The organism is Enterobacter sp. KB-221C9 (genome assembly GCF_041320715.1).
Taxonomy (GTDB): Bacteria; Pseudomonadota; Gammaproteobacteria; order Enterobacterales; family Enterobacteriaceae; genus Enterobacter; species Enterobacter asburiae_D.
On sequence record NZ_JBGIWG010000015.1, the window covers coordinates 45,904 to 62,330 of the forward strand.

The following is a 16,427-nucleotide window of genomic DNA, read 5'->3' on the forward strand; positions in this document are numbered from 1 at the left end:
GGCCTTGTTGTTTGTCAGTCTCGCGACTGCAGCTCATGGATGTTTTGCTCGAGGCGCCCAATGAGGCTGATGAGCATTTCCAGCTCCGCCGGTGAAACGCCTGACAGGATTTCACCGCGCGTCTTGGCGATCACGGCTTCCATTTCCGTGATGATAGGCGCCGCTTTCTCGGTGAGTTTAATCCGTTTCGCACGACGATCGCTGGCGCAGGTTTGCCGCGAGATCAACCCCTTCTCTTCCAGCTGGTCAAGCGTGCGCACCAGCGACGGTTGCTCAATCCCTATCGCTTTTGCCAGTTGAATTTGCGACTGATCGGGCGGCAGCTGATGAATGTTGTGCAGCGTGACCCAATGCGTCTGTGTGAGTTCCAGAGGTTTCAGGCGATGGTCAATCAGAGCACGCCAGACGCGTACCAACCTTGCCAGATCAGAACCTAATGGCGATTCCAATTTCATCTCCTTATAATTAGCTTGCTAAGTTATTATACTGATTTTAGAATAGTGTGCAGCATTTGTATTGCCAAAACAAATGCAATACTGCATTCATCGAACTTAAAAGTATGACTTACACTGAATCGTGATGCTTCATCATACTAAGACAAGCCAACGCGGCATTCTGTTCACTGCAAAGGATTTCTGCCCGTGACGTTTTTTCATCGCTCAGAGGGTTTACCCCTTCAGGACCTGATCTTCGGTGCGTCAGTCTACTTTCCTCCCCTGTTTAAGGCCGTTCTGGTGGGCTTTATACTCTGGCTCATCGCGCATCGTCTGCTTCGCGACTGGATGTACTCCGGCGAAATCTGGCACCCCATGCTGATGGATCTTTCCCTGTTTGCCCTCTCCGTAAGCCTGGGCCTTGCCGTTTTGACTGCGTGGTGAATATGTCCCTGAAAACGCTAAAATACTTTTCCACCCTGTTTGTCCTTGCCCTCGCGCTGGTTGCGGGCTGGTGGATGTGGAATTTTTATATGCAGTCGCCCTGGACGCGTGACGGCAAAGTTCGTGCTGAACAGGTCAGCATTACCCCTCAGGTGTCGGGAAGTATCACGACGCTGTTGGTTAAGGATAACCAGTTCGTCAAAAAGGGTGATGTTTTATTCCGAATCGACGACACCCCATACCACATTGCGATTCTGAACGCCCAGGCACAGCTGGCGAAAGCCCAGTCTGACCTGGCAAAGGCCAACAACGAGGCCAACCGCCGCCGCCACCTGTCGCAAAACTACATCTCAGCGGAAGATTTAGACACCGCGAATATTAACGTTAAGGCCATGCAGGCGAGCGTCAACGTGGCAGAGGCGACGCTTAAGCAGGCGCAGTGGCAACTGACCCAAACCGTGATTACGGCACCGGTCGATGGATGGGTGACCAACCTCTCCGCCCGCGTGGGTAACTACGCCACCACCGGCCAGCCGGTTTTTGCCCTCGTCGACAGCCACTCCTTCTACGTGGTGGGCTATTTCGAAGAGACCAAGCTTCGGCATATTCGCGAGGGATCGCCAGCCGCGATTACGCTTTACAGCGGCTCGCAAAAGTTACAGGGTCACGTATCCAGCATTGGCCGGGCCATTTACGATCAAAGCGTTGAAACGGATTCAGGGCTGGTGCCGGACATTAAGCCGAACGTTCCCTGGGTGCGCCTGGCCCAGCGCGTTCCGGTTCGCGTAGAGTTTGACCGTTTGCCGGAGGACATTACCCTGGTATCCGGCACCACCTGCACCGTCTCCATCGGAACCCGCTAATGAAGCTGCAGGGGCTCACCTGGCACAACACGCCGTGGATGAAAGCGACGCGTCCCCAGTGGCGCTACGCGCTGCGTAACGGCATTGCCATGTGCCTTGCGCTGACCGTCGCCTATTACCTGAACCTGGATGAACCCTACTGGGCGATGACGTCTGCAGCGGTGGTCAGTTTCCCAACGGTCGGCGGGGTGATCAGTAAAAGCCTTGGCCGTATCGCAGGCAGCCTGCTCGGCGCCACCGCGGCGTTAATTATTGCGGGCCATACGCTGAACGATCCGTGGCTGTTCCTTCTGAGCATGGCGGCATGGCTGGGATGCTGTACCTGGGCCTGCGCCCATTTTACCAATAACGTCGCCTACGCGTTCCAGCTGGCGGGGTATACCGCCGCCATTATCGCCTTTCCGGTGGTTAACGTGCTCGACACCACCGAGCTGTGGGATATCGCGCAGGCGCGCGTCTGCGAGGTGATTGTCGGGATCCTCAGCGGCGGCTTTATGATGATGATCCTTCCCAGCACGTCCGACGGCACCGCGCTCATCACCGCCCTGAGAACCATGCATACCCGATTGCTGGAGCACGCGAGCCTGCTGTGGCAACCGGATACCAGCGATGACATCCGCCTCGCGCATGAAAAGGTTATCGGACAGATCCTGACCATGAATCTGTTGCGCATTCAGGCGTTCTGGAGCCACTACCGCTTTCGCCGTCAGAACACCCTGCTTAACTATTTGCTGCACCAGCAGCTGCGCATGACCAGTGCCATCTCCAGCCTGCGCCGGATGCTGCTCAACTGGCCGACGCCGCCTGAAAACACCCGTGCCGTGATTGAAGCACTACTCGCGGCCCTTGCGCGCCCGGATGCGGACATTTATACCGTGGCGCGGATTATCGCCCCGCTCGCCCCGATTGATGAGCACGACTATCGCCATCGCGCCTTCTGGCAGCGCCTGAATTACTTTTGTCGGCTGTACCTGCGCAGCAGCCGCTGGATCGCGTCCGTCGAAAATGCGACCCCGTTAACGGAGTTCAACGTCCCCGGCAGCCCGGCACTCGCACGCCATACTGACTACCTGGAAGCGCTGTGGAGCGGTTTTCGCACCTTCTGCGCGCTGATGCTGGTAGGGGCATGGAGCATTACCACGCAGTGGGAGTCCGGCACGGCGGCCCTGACGCTTGCCGCCATCAGCTGCGTGCTTTACTCCGTCGCGGCCTCGCCGTTCAATTCGCTTACGCTCCTGCTGCGCACGCTGGTGCTGCTGTCGCTGTTCAGCTTCGTGGTGAAGTTTGGCCTGATGGTGCAGATAAGCGAACTGTGGCAGTTCCTGCTGTTTCTGTTTCCCCTGTTGACCACCATGCAGCTTCTGAAGCTGCAAATGCCCAAACTGGCGGGCCTCTGGGGACAGCTGATTGTCTTTATGGGCTCGTTTATCTCCGTGACGAATCCCCCGGTTTACGATTACGCCGACTTTCTCAATGACAACCTGGCGAAGATCCTGGGCGTGGGGCTGGCGTGGCTGGCTTTCGCGGTGCTGCGTCCCGGCTCCGATGCCCGCAAGAGCCGCAGGCATATTCGGGAGTTACGCAGAGGGTTTGTCGACCAGCTCAGCCGTAAACCGTATCTGGGTGAAAACGAGTATGAATCGCTGGTATATCACCACGTCAGCCAGCTGAATAACAGCCAGGACGCGCTGTCGCGGCGCTGGCTGCTGCGCTGGGGCGTGGTGCTATTGAACTGCTCGCACGTGGTCTGGCAGCTTCGCGCGTGGGAAACGCGTTCCGATCCGCTGTCGCAGGTTCGTGATGTTTGCATCTCCCTGCTGCGCGATGTGATGAGCGAGCGCGGCGTCCAGCAGCGGCCGCTGGAAACCACGCTGAATGAACTGCAGAGGATCTGCGATACGCTGGCACGGCATCATCTGCCCGCAGCCCGCGATTTGGCCTCGATAATCTGGCGCCTGCACTGCTCGCTATCACAGCTGGAACAGGCACCGCCGCCGGGAACGATTGGGGATCAGATCACGCCGCACGCATAGCGTGCCCCGCCGCCACCGAGCGGTTTAGGCCGATCGGACATATTGTCGCCGCCGACATGAATCATCAGCGCTTTGCCTTTCACCTCATCCAGCTTTTTCAGCCGCGGTGCAACAACGGGATCGGTGGCTTTACCGTCGTTGTTCACCACCAGCACAGGCAGATCGCCTAAATGCCCCATGCCATCCGGGCCTTCATGCTTGCCGGAATGCTGCGGATCGAGGTGACCCCCTGCCGCTTCCGCCGCCGACGGTTTGCCCTCTTTTAACGCGGGCTGACAGCTGCCTTTGGCGTGAACATGGAAACCATGTTCACCGGGAGGGAGGGCTTTGAGGTTGGGGGCAAACTCCAGTCCTTTATCGGTTTCCGTGATTTTCACCGTTCCGATGGACTGACCCACACCCTGTGAGGTGACGAGATTCATTTCCACTTCGTCGCTGGCTGCCTGCGCCCCTGCGCAAACAGCCAGCGTGACCAGTGCCAGAGCAAAACGCTTCATAATGACCTCCGCGGGTTATTTTTTGCCCCTTAAGTGTATACCAGGGGCAAAGATTTCACCGGAAAGTCACCTTCAGGCGGTTTATGGTACGTCGTAACCCAGCGCGGCCTTGCGGATGCGGAACCACTGCTGACGGGTCATCTGCAGCTCTTCAGCTGCCAGCGCAGACCGCACGCGTTCAATTTTGCCGGAACCGATAATCGGCAGCGGTTTTGACGGCAGGCGCAGGATCCACGCGTAAACCACCTGCTCTATGCTCTCGGCGTTCAGCTCGCGGGCGATGGTTTCAAGCTCGTTGCGCAGCGGCTGGAATTCATCATCATTGAACAGACGTCCTCCCCCCAGGCACGACCAGGCCATTGGGCGAATGCGCAGCTGCTGCAGTTGATCGAGGGTACCGTCCAGCAGCAGCGGCTGGTGTACCGGGGAGATCTCAACCTGGTTAGTGGCCAGGGTAAACGGCAGACGAGACTGAAGCAGCGCAAACTGTGCCGGGGTAAAGTTAGACACGCCAAAGTGACGCACTTTCCCACTCTGGTGCAGGTTCAGGAAGGCTTCCGCCACCTCATCGGCATCCATCAGCGGGTCGGGGCGGTGGATTAACAGCAGGTCAATACGATCGGTTGCCAGATTGACCAGCGACTGCTCGGCGCTCTTGATGATATGCGCGCTGTCGGTGATGTAATGACCGAGAGCGTGTTCAGGTTTTGCCGTGGTGGCAATCCCACACTTCGTGACGATCTCCATGCGATCGCGGAGCGCCGGAACCAGCTTGAGCGCCTCGCCGAACGCGGCCTCGCACTGGTAGCCACCGTAAATATCCGCATGATCGACCGTGGTGATGCCTAAATCGAGGTGCTCTTCAATAAAGCTCGCCAGCTGGAGGGGGGACATATTCCAGTCCATCAGGCGCCAGTAGCCCATGACAAAACGGGAGAATTCTGGCCCCTGGGGGGCAAGGGTAATTCGCTGAACCATAACATTTTCCTCAAGGACGTAATGTCATGAGTATACGCAATTACCGTGTTAAAAAAGTGAAGGTTGCTGCGGTTCTTCGGTCTCACCGGCTTTGTTTGCGCGTATTTTGCGCAGAAAACGCTGTCGGCAGAGGCGTAGCACCTCCTGCTTCTGCGTGTCGCTAAAGTTTTGCCAGTTAAAACGCTCGTCACGGGTACGCATGCACCCGCGGCAATATCCGCGTTCATCGACCTGACAAATACCCCGGCACGGGCTCTGGATGGGGAAAAACTCCAGCTGCTCTGCCACACTCACCTCCCGATAGCCACTCTCATCTACAGTGAAGACGCTAAACGCGCCGCGTGCAAGGCCTATATCACAGATTTATGGCATTAAGGTTTCACTAATCTTCCGTCTCTATACTCGGCCCATCATGACAATGACAGGTTCACCGATCGATGTGGTTAATCAAAAAGTTACAATGTAACGACATTAAATTTACTCTGGGCTGTGCACTCTTCTTTACTCTGCTTAACGGGCTGTTTATCCAGCGCAGCTGGGCCATTATCGCCCCTGCCCATCTGCACGACATCCTCTTTGCCGCGTCCGTACCGCTGGTGCTGTTCTGCGGCTGGGTGATTGTTTTTAGCCTGCTTAATATCCCGTATCTCCGTAAGCCTCTGCTGATTGTATTGACGATTGGATGCGCTGCGGCAACCTACTTTATGTACACCTATGGCGCGGTGATCGATCAGAACATGATTGTGAACGTGTTCGAAACCAACTCTCAGGAAGCGACCGCCCTGGTGACCCCGCAGATGATCCTGTGGATTGTCATTGCCGGCCTCGTGCCTTCCGTGGTGGTGGCGTTGACCCGCATTCGTACCGGGAAATGGTGGTATGCCCTGCTGACGCGGGTTGCCGCGATGCTCGGCGCCCTGCTGGTGATTATCCTGATTGCCGCGCTGTTTTATAAAGACTACGCGTCGCTGTTCCGCAATAACAAAAGCATCGTCAAAATGGTCACCCCGGCGAATTATGTCAGCGCCGTGGTGAAGTACAGCAAAATGCGCTGGTTTGCCGGCGATCAAACGCTGGTGCGCATTGGTGAAGATGCCCATAAAGGGCCACTGATTACCGGTCAACAAAAGAAAACCGTTCTGGTGCTTGTCGTCGGCGAAGCCTCGCGCGCGTCAAACTACTCCCTGAACGGTTACGGGCGCGAAACAAACCCGGAGCTGAAAAAGCAGGATGTGATTAACTTCCCGCAGGCCTCCTCGTGTGGGACTGAAACCGCGGTTTCCGTTCCCTGCATGTTCTCCGGCATGACGCGCAGCAAATACGATGCCGACCTGGCTCACCATCGCGAAGGACTGCTTGACGTGCTCAAGCATGCGGGTATCAACCTGCTGTGGCGCGACAACGACGGCGGCTGTAAAGGTGCCTGCGATCGCATCCCTCATACCGACATGACGCAGTGGAATCTGGATCAGTTCTGCAAAGACAAATCCTGCATTGACGACGTGAATTTCTACCGTCTGGACAACGTGCTGGATGGCGTGAAGCAAGACACGGTGCTGGTTATCCACCTGATGGGGAGCCACGGTCCGGCGTACTATCGCCGTTACCCGGACAACTTCCGTAAATTCACCCCAACCTGCGACACCAACGAAATACAGAATTGCGATCATCAGGCGCTGATCAATACCTATGACAACACGATCCTCTATACCGACAGCATGGTCAGCAAAACCATTGATGCGCTGAAAGCGCGTCAGGCGAGCATGAACACCGCGCTGATTTATCTCTCAGATCACGGTGAATCGCTGGGTGAAAGCGGTATTTATCTGCACGGTACGCCGTACATGCTGGCACCGGAGCAGCAAACGCATATTCCGTTTATGTTTTGGCTGTCACCGGATTACGCGAAAAACTTTGGCGTCAACGAGCAGTGTTTGCGTGACCATGCAGCAAAAAATGCGGTTTCTCAGGACAATTTGTTCTCGACCGTGCTGGGTATGATGGACGTGAAATCAACGGTTTATCAACAGCAGCTGGATATCCTGAGCGCATGTCGTCAGTAAACTGGCTTGCATTAGACCGAACGGTCTATTAGAGTGCGGCCATGAGCAGAAATACTGAACACGATACCCGCGAACATTTACTGGCGACCGGCGAGCAACTTTGCATGCATCGCGGGTTTACCGGTATGGGGTTGAGCGAGCTGTTAAAAACCGCTGAGGTACCGAAAGGATCGTTTTACCACTACTTTCGGTCCAAAGAGGCCTTCGGCGTGGCGATGCTGGAGCGTCATTATGCTGGCTACCACCAGCGTCTGGCGACCCACTTTGCATCGGGTGAAGGTAACTTCCGGGATCGTGTTCTGAACTACTATCAGGAAACGCTGAACCAGTTCTGTCAGCAGGGCATTATCAGCGGTTGCCTGACCGTTAAGCTGTCTGCAGAAGTGTGCGATCTTTCTGAAGATATGCGCACGGCGATGGATAAAGGTGCCCGCGGCGTTATCGCCCTGCTGGCCCAGGCGCTGGAGAAAGGCCGCGATGAAAAAACGCTGGCCTTTTCCGGCGAGCCGCTAACCCAGGCGCAGGTGTTATATGCGCTCTGGCTAGGTGCAAACCTGCAGGCAAAAATTTCGCGCAGTGCCGTGCCGCTGGAAAGCGCACTGGCACATGTGAAAAACAGTATTACTGCGCCTGGCGTATAGCAGGCGTTTTTATTTACCTCATCACTAGTCGACTGGTCTACTCAGGAGTCTTTATGTCAGCTGAAAAATTATTTACCCCCTTAAAAGTGGGTGCCGTCACTGCGCCAAACCGCGTGTTCATGGCTCCGCTTACCCGTCTGCGCAGCATTGAGCCGGGTGACATCCCAACCCCACTGATGGGTGAATACTATCGTCAGCGCGCAAGCTCTGGCCTGATCATCACGGAAGCCACGCAGATTTCTGCTCAGGCTAAGGGTTATGCGGGTGCGCCAGGTCTTCACAGCCCGGAACAGATCGCCGCGTGGAAGAAAATCACCGCGGACGTTCACGCTGAAGAGGGTCGCATTGCGGTCCAGCTGTGGCATACCGGTCGTATCTCTCACAGCAGCATTCAGCCCGGCGGCCAGGCACCGGTCTCCGCTTCAGCCCTGAGCGCCAATACCCGTACTTCACTGCGTGATGAAAACGGCAATGCGATCCGCGTGGATACCTCTATGCCGCGCGCGCTTGAGCTGGACGAGATCCCGGGTATCGTGAACGACTTCCGCCAGGCCGTGGCCAACGCTCGTGAAGCCGGTTTTGACCTGATTGAGCTGCACTCCGCCCATGGCTACCTGCTGCACCAGTTCCTGTCACCGTCGTCTAACCATCGCACCGACCAGTACGGCGGCAGCGTCGAAAACCGCGCTCGCCTGGTGCTGGAAGTGGTTGACGCCGTATGCCAGGAGTGGAGCCCGGACCGTATCGGGATCCGCGTCTCCCCAATCGGTTCTTTCCAGAACGTCGACAACGGTCCGAACGAAGAAGCGGACGCGCTGTACCTGATTGAAGAGCTGGCTAAACGCGGCATCGCCTATCTGCACATGTCCGAGCCGGACTGGGCTGGCGGTCAGCCTTACACGGACGCATTCCGTCAGAAAGTGCGCGAGCGTTTCCACGGGGTGATCATCGGTGCGGGGGCTTATACCCCGGAGAAAGCCGAAGACCTGATCGGCAAAGGGCTGATTGATGCCGTCGCGTTTGGCCGTGACTACATCGCCAACCCGGATCTGGTTGCTCGCCTGCAGAAAAAAGCGGCCCTGAACCCGCAGCGCCCGGAAAGCTTCTACGGCGGCGGCGCGGAAGGCTACACCGACTACCCTTCTCTGTAATCTCACCGTTGTTCATTGATAGCGGCGATACTTCGCCGCTATACTAAAACATCGTTTCTGTTCAAAAAGACAGTCTATTTCATTGGTTAATGAGGAAATTATGCGCCTACTTCACACCATGCTGCGCGTTGGCGATCTGCAACGTTCCATTGATTTCTACACTAACGTACTGGGCATGAAGCTGCTGCGCACCAGCGAAAACCCGGAATACAAATACTCGCTGGCGTTCGTGGGTTACGGCCCGGAAACGGATGAAGCGGTGATCGAGCTGACCTACAACTGGGGCGTAGACAGCTATGAGCTGGGCACTGCCTACGGCCACATCGCGCTGGAAGTGGACAACGCGGCCGAAGCGTGTGAGCGCATTCGCAGCAGCGGCGGTAACGTTACGCGCGAAGCGGGCCCGGTAAAAGGCGGCACGACCGTGATTGCGTTCGTGGAAGATCCGGACGGTTACAAAATCGAGCTGATTGAAGCCAAAGACGCGGGTCGCGGTCTGGGCAACTGATCCCTCAGGGCGCAACTTGCGCCCGTAGTTTTACTGCATCACCCTGCAAAATTTGCCATAATGCGCTCTGCTTTTTCCCCTTGTAAGAGACCCTGATGTCCGATAACGCTCAATTTAGCGGTCTGTGCGACCGTTTTCGTGGTTTTTATCCCGTTGTCATTGATGTAGAAACAGCCGGATTTAACGCTAAAACCGATGCGCTGCTCGAAATTGCCGCCATCACGCTGAAGATGGATGAACAGGGCTGGCTTATCCCGGACACCACGCTGCATTTCCACGTTGAACCTTTCGAAGGGGCAAACTTACAGCCGGAAGCGCTGGCGTTTAACGGTATCGATCCGCATAACCCGCTGCGTGGTGCAGTGAGTGAATATGATGCGCTGCACGCCATTTTTAAAATGGTGCGTAAAGGCATGAAAGAGAGTAACTGCAGCCGCGCCATCATGGTGGCCCACAACGCCACCTTCGATCACAGCTTTACTATGGCCGCCGCCGAGCGCGCCGCGCTCAAGCGCAACCCCTTCCATCCGTTTGTGACCTTCGACACCGCCGCACTGAGCGGCCTGGCCCTGGGACAAACGGTATTATCAAAGGCCTGCATCACGGCAGGAATTGAGTTTGACGGCACGCAGGCACATTCCGCTTTATACGACACGGAGCGCACCGCAGAGCTGTTCTGTGAGATCGTCAACCGCTGGAAGCGTCTGGGCGGCTGGCCGCTGCCGATGGGTGATGAGGCCGATCGCCAATCGTAGGCCGGGTAAGCGCAGCGCCACCCGACAAAAAAAAGCGACCTTATCAGGTCGCTTTTTTATTTGCGCAGAAAATTACTCTGCGTCCGGCTCTTCAGTTTTGTACTTCGCCGCCGTCTCTTTGATCAGCTGCTGCAGTTCGCCGCGCTGATACATTTCAATCAGGATATCGCAGCCGCCAACCAGTTCGCCGTCAACCCACAGCTGTGGGAAAGTCGGCCAGTTAGCATACTTTGGCAGCTCAGCGCGGATGTCCGGGTTCTGCAGGATATCAACGTAAGCAAAACGCTCACCACAGGCTGACAGCGCCTGAACCGCTTGCGCGGAGAAGCCGCAGCTTGGCAGCTTCGGAGAACCTTTCATATACAGCAGAATCGGGTTTTCAGCGATCTGGCGCTGGATTTTTTCAATAGTGGTGCTCATGTCTTGCTTCCTTTAACTTCTGTTACGGCATTCGTCTGACATTGTAGCGGGTCAGACTGGCATCGGAAAATAACATTTTTGTCACGTTTATACATTCTACCCCGAGTCACGAAAAGTTGCATTGCAAATGGTGTTTACCCCTGCAGCGGTCAGGGTTTTGCTTAAGGAGTGGGCAAAAGTGCGACAGAACGATGAATTTTTTTGCACTTGCTAACGAAACACGATTGTAGATTGAAAAATGCTATTAACTTTCTGGGTTTTTATAGATTAGAATCGACGGGCTTTGTAAATCACACGCGGGTATTATTGATGACCTGCATTTATCAGGGGACTGCCCAGTGGCGCGGATAAATAAAATCTCGATCACGCTCTGTGCTTTACTGTTTACTTCACTCACTTTCACGCCAGTGGCGAACGCCTCTCAGCAGGCGCGGCATTCTGCTGAACAAAAAAACCATCTGGTGAAAGCCACAGAACGTAAGAAAAAAACCACCGCTAAGAACGACAAGAAAAAAACACCGGCTCAGACGAAACAGACCGCTTCCAGCAAGACGAAAATAAAACCTTCCCGCACTGCCCACTCCGCCAAAAGTAAAGCTTCGCAAACCGCCGCTAACCTCGTCACCGAAAAATGCATCACGCGCAAAGGCCACAAGGCGAAATGCACGAAGGTCACGAAAATAGCGGAAGTACATAAAGTGCGTGTACAGAAAGCGCAAAAAACCGCGATGAACAAACTGATGGGGCAGATTGGCAAACCTTATCACTGGGGTGGCAGCTCGCCGCGTACCGGGTTTGACTGCAGCGGCCTCGTCTATTACGCCTATAAAGATCTGGTCAAATTCCGCATTCCTCGTACCGCCAATGAGATGTACCACCTGCGCGATGCCTCACCGGTTGACCGCGGTGAACTGGAAAACGGCGATCTGGTGTTCTTCCGTACTCAGGGTCGCGGCACGGCTGACCACGTCGGCGTCTATGTCGGCAACGGGAAATTCATCCAGTCTCCACGTAGCGGCCAGGATATTCAGATCACCTCTCTCAGTGAAGACTACTGGGTACGCCACTACGTCGGCGCGCGTCGCGTGATGACGCCGAAAACCATTCGCTAACCCCTGCCCTGCCACATCCGTGGCGGGGTAAGTTCCTCTTTTGCATAGCCTTTCAATTTGCTATTCTGTCCATGTTGTCTGTGTGGTTATTGGCAACACAAAATACAATAAGGAGAGAAGCAATGTCGTTCGAATTACCTGCACTACCGTATGCAAAAGACGCCCTGGCACCGCACATTTCTGCGGAAACCCTGGAATATCATTACGGCAAACATCACCAGACGTACGTCACCAACCTGAACAATCTGATCAAGGGCACCGATTTTGAAGGCAAAACGCTGGAAGAGATCGTCCGCAGCTCAGAGGGTGGCGTATTTAACAACGCGGCTCAGGTGTGGAACCACACCTTCTACTGGCACTGCCTGGCGCCGAATGCCGGCGGTGAACCTGCCGGTGAACTGGCTACCGCTATCAATGCCGCATTTGGCAGCTTCGCGGATTTCAAAGCGAAATTTACCGATGCAGCCATCAAGAACTTCGGTTCTGGCTGGACGTGGCTGGTTAAAGAGGCGGATGGCAAACTGGCTATCGTGTCCACCTCTAACGCGGGCACCCCGCTGACCACCAGCGCTAAGCCGCTGATGACCGTGGACGTGTGGGAACACGCTTACTACATTGATTACCGCAACGCGCGCCCGAACTACCTGGAGCACTTCTGGGCACTGGTTAACTGGGACTTTGTCGCGAAGAACTTCGCCGCGTAAGAGACACGCAGAAGGGTTCGCCCTTCTGCGTTTTTGGTTTATTCCGCAGTGCAGGCTGCTTCAGGCTGTTTACGACCCGACATCATCACCAGCAGCAGGCCGAGCGCGGCAATAATCGCCCCCATCACCGGCACAAAGCTGTACCCCAGCCCTCCCGAAATCACGGCCCCACCGGCCGCCGCACCGAGCGCATTGCCCAGGTTGAAGGCACCGATATTCACGGAAGATGAGAGTCCCGGCGCTTCATGCGCGACACGCATCACGCGCATCTGCAGCGGCGGCACCACGGCGAAAGTGGCAGCACCCCAGACGACCATCGCGATCGCGGCCCCAAACTCATTACGCGCCAGCCACGGAATGGCAATCATGATGACAATCAGCAGGGTTAAGAAGCCCTTCAGCGTCCCGCTCACGGAACGGTCGGCAAATTTCCCGCCGAGATAGTTACCGATCGAGAAGCCCACGCCAATCAGCACCAGCATCGCGGTCACAAAGAGAGGCGTTGCGTGAGTGATGTCATGCAATACCGGCGAAATGTAGGTGTAAAGGGTAAACATCGCCCCTGCCCCCAGCACGGTGGTGAGCAGCGCGGAGAGCACCTGCGGGCGCATCAGCACCGACAGTTCTCTGCGCACGTCAGGACGTTCCCCCGCGCTGCCTTTCGGCAAGGAGAAGAACAGCGCCACCATCGCAACCACGCCCAGCCCGGCAGTCGCCAGGAAGGACATACGCCAGCCGATCGCTTCCCCCAGCCAGGTTGCCGCAGGCACCCCGCCGATGTTGGCAATCGTTAGCCCCATAAACATGGTTGCCACGGCGCTCGCCTGCTTATGTTTTGGCACCACGCTGGCAGCCACGACCGACCCCAGCCCAAAGAACGCGCCGTGGTTAAGGCTGGTCAGAATGCGGGACAGCATCAATGTGGTGTAGTCCGGCGCAATGGCCGAAAGCACGTTGCCCAGGGTGAAAATCGCCATCAGGAAAATCAGCGCACTGCGGCGCGCGCGGTGTGAAAGCAGAAGCGTCATCAGCGGTGCCCCTACCATCACGCCGATAGCATAGGCGCTGATTAACATCCCTGCGGCAGGGATCGAGACGTCTACGCCCCGGGCAATAACAGGCAGTAACCCCATCGGGGAGAATTCAGTAGTGCCAATCCCAAAAGCGCCAATCGCCAGGGCCAGCAGGGGAAAATTGATTTTCATGCGTCAACTCCGGATGCCGTGTCATGTGGTGACACAGAACAAAGAAGCGGAAAGCATGACATCAATCACAAAAAATGAGAAGTTAACAAAATGGCAAAAGATTTTTGCCTGAGAAGTAACAATCCGGGGAGTCGGGAGGGAGAGGGCTCTCCCTCCGCGTAAATCAGTGCAGCGCAGCCGTCAGACCGGCCGCGACAATCAGAGCCAGCACAACAACGGTGGTGAACAGCGAAAACTTAAGATCGGAACTCATCAATTTTTCTCCTTTTAATCCCCACACGAAAAGTGAGCTTGCTCATTTTTGCACAGATTACGTCAAAAATCTTCCTGGATTTATACTGATAACCACTTTACCTCTTCCCCTTTTCATCAAGATAGGACAAAATTCCACGCTAAATTTATTAGCGTACCGGCCATTGACCCCCTCCTGACGTCCCGTGTCGTTTTCCCGGCGTGCCGCAATTCAACATTGCGAGATAAGGGTGAGAGAAGGCAAACGTTTACCTTCAAGTTTTTCAGGAGTTTAGGATATGGTCTGGAGTGACATTTAATGGCAACAATTAAAGACGTAGCAAAACGCGCAAACGTTTCCACTACAACCGTATCACATGTAATTAACAAAACCCGCTTCGTGGCGGAAGAGACGCGCAATGCCGTCTGGGCAGCGATCAAAGAGCTGCACTATTCGCCAAGCGCGGTTGCGCGTAGCCTCAAGGTTAATCACACCAAGTCCATTGGATTGCTGGCGACCAGCAGTGAAGCGGCCTATTTTGCCGAGATCATTGAAGCGGTTGAGAAAAACTGCTTCCAGAAAGGCTATACCCTGATTCTGGGTAACGCGTGGAACAGCATTGAAAAACAGCGCGCCTACCTGTCGATGATGGCGCAAAAGCGCGTTGATGGCCTGCTGGTGATGTGTTCCGAGTACCCGGAATCCGTGCTGTCGATGCTTGAAGAGTATCGCCACATTCCCATGGTGGTCATGGACTGGGGCGAAGCGCGCGCGGATTTCACCGATTCCGTTATCGATAACGCCTTTGAAGGCGGCTATATGGCAGGTCGTTATCTGATCGAACGCGGCCACCGCGAGATTGGCGTGATCCCCGGTCCGCTGGAGCGCAACACCGGCGCGGGTCGTCTGGCCGGTTTTATGAAAGCGATGGAAGAAGCGCTGATCAACGTGCCGGAAAACTGGATTGTGCAGGGCGACTTTGAGCCGGAGTCGGGCTACCGCGCAATGCAGCAGATTGTCTCCCAGCCGCACCGTCCGACAGCCGTTTTCTGCGGGGGTGACATCATGGCAATGGGCGCGCTTTGCGCTGCCGATGAGCTGGGTCTGCGCGTCCCGCAGGATATTTCCGTGATCGGGTATGACAACGTGCGTAACGCGCGTTTCTTCACGCCAGCGCTGACCACCATTCACCAGCCGAAAGATTCGCTGGGCGAAACGGCCTTCAATATGCTGATGGACAGGATCGTCAACAAACGTGAAGAGTCGCAGTCGATTGAAGTTCACCCGCGTCTTATCGAACGCCGTTCCGTTGCGGATGGTCCGTTCCGCGACTACCGCCGTTAATCGCTTTACGGGGCCAGCTATGCTGGCTCCCGTAACCATTCCCGATTTAGCGTTTCGCTGTCCCCCAGATAATCCAGCAGCCAGGCCATCGCAGGCGAGACATCATTTTGCTGCCAGGTGAGGCAGCAGGCCGCATCCGGGAACGGATTCTCCAGCGTCAGCTCCACCCACTCTCCGGTATCAATGCGCGGACGCGCGAAATGAACGGGCACCATCGCGACGCACAGTCCGGCACTGAGGCACGTCGCCGACGATTCCCAGTCAGGTGCCACCACCCGCCGCTGGTTGTCCAGAAGCCAGGTGATACGCTTGGGCAATGAACGGGACGTATCCTCCAGCACCAGCGACGGCCAGTTGCGCAGCGTATCATCGCTCAGCGGCCCTTCCATCGACGCCAGCGGATGATCGCTTGCCACCACGCACTTCCAGCTCAGCATCCCCATGTCGCGAAAGGCGTAACGCCCCCCTACCGGGATCGCCTGCGTGGCCCCAATCGCCATCTCTGCCCTGCCGTCCGCCAGCGCATCCCAGACGCCGTTAAACACCTCCTGCGAGACCCGCAGTTCGACATCCGAAAAATGACGATAGAAGTCGACGATCATCTGCCGGGTGCGTTCCGGCTTCACGATGTTATCCACCGCGATAGAAAGATGACCCCGCCAGCCGTTGGCGATCTGCTGACACTGTTCGCGGGTGATCTGCATTTTTTTGATAACAGAACGCCCTTCCTTCAAAAACCACGCCCCTGCGGGCGTTAATTCCACATCACGATGCCGCCGTTCAAACAGCGGAACCGCCAGCCACTCCTCCAACTGACGCACCGTGTAGCTGATTGCCGAAGGGACGCGGTGCAACTCCTGCGCCGCACCGCTAAAGCTGCCGTTACGCGCAACAGCATCGACCACTTCAAGAGAATAATCTGACCACATTTTCTGCCTGCAAAAAATTTGAATGCACCCGCCAAATATTAGCGTTTCACAAGCGGCTTTGCACTCCCTACACTCAGCGCCAATGTATACCTGCCTCCTCAGGAGAATAAAATA

Annotated in this window: 19 protein-coding genes; 11 read left to right on the forward strand and 8 right to left on the reverse strand. The window is 55.9% G+C overall.

Annotated elements, in window-relative coordinates; genetic code table 11:
- Nucleotides 1-14: 14 nt before the first annotated feature.
- The gene (slyA, locus tag AB8846_RS19110; RefSeq protein ID WP_063142967.1) at nucleotides 15-455 is read right to left on the reverse strand and encodes a transcriptional regulator SlyA; all 441 of its coding nucleotides are present in this window, start codon (nucleotides 453-455) and stop codon (nucleotides 15-17) included.
- A gap of 186 nt (nucleotides 456-641) precedes the next feature.
- Between slyA and AB8846_RS19115 the strand changes: the two genes are divergently transcribed.
- From AB8846_RS19115 to AB8846_RS19125, 3 genes are read left to right on the forward strand one after another with little or no spacing between them, the layout of a single operon-like run.
- Nucleotides 642-878: a DUF1656 domain-containing protein gene (locus AB8846_RS19115; protein ID WP_023335444.1), complete on the forward strand. Its 237-nt coding sequence runs from the start codon at nucleotides 642-644 to the stop codon at nucleotides 876-878.
- A gap of 2 nt (nucleotides 879-880) precedes the next feature.
- A complete protein-coding gene (locus AB8846_RS19120) occupies nucleotides 881-1,741 on the forward strand; it encodes an HlyD family secretion protein (protein ID WP_063142966.1) in 861 nt (286 codons plus the stop codon).
- Nucleotides 1,741-3,774 carry an FUSC family protein gene (locus tag AB8846_RS19125; RefSeq protein ID WP_370733403.1) on the forward strand — a complete coding sequence of 678 codons (2,034 nt, stop codon included), beginning with the start codon at nucleotides 1,741-1,743 and terminating at the stop codon, nucleotides 3,772-3,774. The genes AB8846_RS19120 and AB8846_RS19125 overlap by 1 nt, the downstream gene beginning before the upstream one ends.
- Here the strand turns inward: AB8846_RS19125 and sodC are convergent.
- From sodC to AB8846_RS19140, 3 genes are all read right to left on the reverse strand, one after another.
- A complete protein-coding gene (sodC, locus tag AB8846_RS19130; protein ID WP_370733404.1) occupies nucleotides 3,753-4,271 on the reverse strand; it encodes a superoxide dismutase [Cu-Zn] SodC in 519 nt (172 codons plus the stop codon). The two genes, AB8846_RS19125 and sodC, sit on opposite strands and share 22 nt — an antisense overlap.
- An 81-nt stretch (nucleotides 4,272-4,352) precedes the next feature.
- A complete protein-coding gene (locus AB8846_RS19135; protein ID WP_032638255.1) occupies nucleotides 4,353-5,249 on the reverse strand; it encodes an aldo/keto reductase family oxidoreductase in 897 nt (298 codons plus the stop codon).
- A gap of 48 nt (nucleotides 5,250-5,297) precedes the next feature.
- Nucleotides 5,298-5,537, reverse strand: a complete 240-nt coding sequence (locus tag AB8846_RS19140; RefSeq protein WP_023335439.1) for a DUF1289 domain-containing protein — start codon at nucleotides 5,535-5,537, stop codon at nucleotides 5,298-5,300.
- 149 nt (nucleotides 5,538-5,686) lie between these two features.
- On the opposite strand from AB8846_RS19140, the gene eptA reads away from it, so the two are divergent.
- The 5 genes from eptA (at nucleotide 5,687) to rnt (ending at nucleotide 10,367) form a co-directional block, all read left to right on the forward strand.
- On the forward strand, nucleotides 5,687-7,312 hold the full coding sequence (gene eptA / locus AB8846_RS19145) for a phosphoethanolamine transferase EptA (protein ID WP_370733405.1): 1,626 nt from the start codon (nucleotides 5,687-5,689) through the stop codon (nucleotides 7,310-7,312).
- A gap of 41 nt (nucleotides 7,313-7,353) precedes the next feature.
- The gene (locus tag AB8846_RS19150; protein WP_370733406.1) at nucleotides 7,354-7,953 is read left to right on the forward strand and encodes a TetR/AcrR family transcriptional regulator; all 600 of its coding nucleotides are present in this window, start codon (nucleotides 7,354-7,356) and stop codon (nucleotides 7,951-7,953) included.
- Between the two features lie 53 nt (nucleotides 7,954-8,006).
- On the forward strand, nucleotides 8,007-9,104 hold the full coding sequence (locus AB8846_RS19155) for an alkene reductase (protein ID WP_370733407.1): 1,098 nt from the start codon (nucleotides 8,007-8,009) through the stop codon (nucleotides 9,102-9,104).
- A 100-nt stretch (nucleotides 9,105-9,204) separates the two neighbouring features.
- A complete protein-coding gene (gloA, locus tag AB8846_RS19160) occupies nucleotides 9,205-9,612 on the forward strand; it encodes a lactoylglutathione lyase (RefSeq protein ID WP_063142959.1) in 408 nt (135 codons plus the stop codon).
- Between the two features lie 95 nt (nucleotides 9,613-9,707).
- Nucleotides 9,708-10,367, forward strand: a complete 660-nt coding sequence (gene rnt, locus AB8846_RS19165; protein WP_370733408.1) for a ribonuclease T — start codon at nucleotides 9,708-9,710, stop codon at nucleotides 10,365-10,367.
- A gap of 72 nt (nucleotides 10,368-10,439) precedes the next feature.
- Here rnt and grxD read toward each other — a convergent pair whose 3' ends face one another.
- The gene (grxD, locus tag AB8846_RS19170; protein ID WP_003832760.1) at nucleotides 10,440-10,787 is read right to left on the reverse strand and encodes a monothiol glutaredoxin 4; all 348 of its coding nucleotides are present in this window, start codon (nucleotides 10,785-10,787) and stop codon (nucleotides 10,440-10,442) included.
- 338 nt (nucleotides 10,788-11,125) lie between these two features.
- On the opposite strand from grxD, the gene AB8846_RS19175 reads away from it, so the two are divergent.
- Both AB8846_RS19175 and sodB read left to right on the forward strand, forming a co-directional pair.
- A complete protein-coding gene (locus AB8846_RS19175) occupies nucleotides 11,126-11,899 on the forward strand; it encodes a C40 family peptidase (protein WP_063142957.1) in 774 nt (257 codons plus the stop codon).
- Between the two features lie 122 nt (nucleotides 11,900-12,021).
- Nucleotides 12,022-12,603 (forward strand): superoxide dismutase [Fe], encoded by a 582-nt coding sequence (sodB, locus tag AB8846_RS19180; protein ID WP_023311353.1) that lies wholly within the window; start codon nucleotides 12,022-12,024, stop codon nucleotides 12,601-12,603.
- A gap of 38 nt (nucleotides 12,604-12,641) precedes the next feature.
- On the opposite strand, the gene AB8846_RS19185 is transcribed toward sodB, so the two are convergent.
- Both AB8846_RS19185 and AB8846_RS19190 read right to left on the reverse strand, forming a co-directional pair.
- Nucleotides 12,642-13,808 carry an MFS transporter gene (locus AB8846_RS19185; protein ID WP_370733409.1) on the reverse strand — a complete coding sequence of 389 codons (1,167 nt, stop codon included), beginning with the start codon at nucleotides 13,806-13,808 and terminating at the stop codon, nucleotides 12,642-12,644.
- A gap of 163 nt (nucleotides 13,809-13,971) precedes the next feature.
- A complete protein-coding gene (locus AB8846_RS19190) occupies nucleotides 13,972-14,061 on the reverse strand; it encodes a YnhF family membrane protein (protein ID WP_008500596.1) in 90 nt (29 codons plus the stop codon).
- 297 nt (nucleotides 14,062-14,358) lie between these two features.
- On the opposite strand from AB8846_RS19190, the gene purR reads away from it, so the two are divergent.
- Nucleotides 14,359-15,384, forward strand: a complete 1,026-nt coding sequence (gene purR / locus AB8846_RS19195; protein WP_023335431.1) for an HTH-type transcriptional repressor PurR — start codon at nucleotides 14,359-14,361, stop codon at nucleotides 15,382-15,384.
- A 17-nt stretch (nucleotides 15,385-15,401) separates the two neighbouring features.
- Here purR and punR read toward each other — a convergent pair whose 3' ends face one another.
- Nucleotides 15,402-16,313, reverse strand: coding sequence for a DNA-binding transcriptional activator PunR (punR, locus tag AB8846_RS19200; protein ID WP_064672347.1), 912 nt, complete (start codon nucleotides 16,311-16,313; stop codon nucleotides 15,402-15,404).
- Nucleotides 16,314-16,427 lie beyond the last annotated feature (114 nt).

What these genes read in the sequence shown, in the direction of transcription:
- slyA (WP_063142967.1), bottom strand. Translation starts at nt 455, where the DNA reads ATGAAATTGGAATCGCCATTAGGTTCTGATCTGGCAAGGTTGGTACGC.
- AB8846_RS19120 (WP_063142966.1), top strand. Translation starts at nt 881, where the DNA reads ATGTCCCTGAAAACGCTAAAATACTTTTCCACCCTGTTTGTCCTTGCC.
- AB8846_RS19125 (WP_370733403.1), top strand. Translation starts at nt 1,741, where the DNA reads ATGAAGCTGCAGGGGCTCACCTGGCACAACACGCCGTGGATGAAAGCG.
- sodC (WP_370733404.1), bottom strand. Translation starts at nt 4,271, where the DNA reads ATGAAGCGTTTTGCTCTGGCACTGGTCACGCTGGCTGTTTGCGCAGGG.
- AB8846_RS19135 (WP_032638255.1), bottom strand. Translation starts at nt 5,249, where the DNA reads ATGGTTCAGCGAATTACCCTTGCCCCCCAGGGGCCAGAATTCTCCCGT.
- eptA (WP_370733405.1), top strand. Translation starts at nt 5,687, where the DNA reads ATGTGGTTAATCAAAAAGTTACAATGTAACGACATTAAATTTACTCTG.
- AB8846_RS19150 (WP_370733406.1), top strand. Translation starts at nt 7,354, where the DNA reads ATGAGCAGAAATACTGAACACGATACCCGCGAACATTTACTGGCGACC.
- AB8846_RS19155 (WP_370733407.1), top strand. Translation starts at nt 8,007, where the DNA reads ATGTCAGCTGAAAAATTATTTACCCCCTTAAAAGTGGGTGCCGTCACT.
- gloA (WP_063142959.1), top strand. Translation starts at nt 9,205, where the DNA reads ATGCGCCTACTTCACACCATGCTGCGCGTTGGCGATCTGCAACGTTCC.
- rnt (WP_370733408.1), top strand. Translation starts at nt 9,708, where the DNA reads ATGTCCGATAACGCTCAATTTAGCGGTCTGTGCGACCGTTTTCGTGGT.
- grxD (WP_003832760.1), bottom strand. Translation starts at nt 10,787, where the DNA reads ATGAGCACCACTATTGAAAAAATCCAGCGCCAGATCGCTGAAAACCCG.
- sodB (WP_023311353.1), top strand. Translation starts at nt 12,022, where the DNA reads ATGTCGTTCGAATTACCTGCACTACCGTATGCAAAAGACGCCCTGGCA.
- AB8846_RS19185 (WP_370733409.1), bottom strand. Translation starts at nt 13,808, where the DNA reads ATGAAAATCAATTTTCCCCTGCTGGCCCTGGCGATTGGCGCTTTTGGG.
- AB8846_RS19190 (WP_008500596.1), bottom strand. Translation starts at nt 14,061, where the DNA reads ATGAGTTCCGATCTTAAGTTTTCGCTGTTCACCACCGTTGTTGTGCTG.
- purR (WP_023335431.1), top strand. Translation starts at nt 14,359, where the DNA reads ATGGCAACAATTAAAGACGTAGCAAAACGCGCAAACGTTTCCACTACA.
- punR (WP_064672347.1), bottom strand. Translation starts at nt 16,313, where the DNA reads ATGTGGTCAGATTATTCTCTTGAAGTGGTCGATGCTGTTGCGCGTAAC.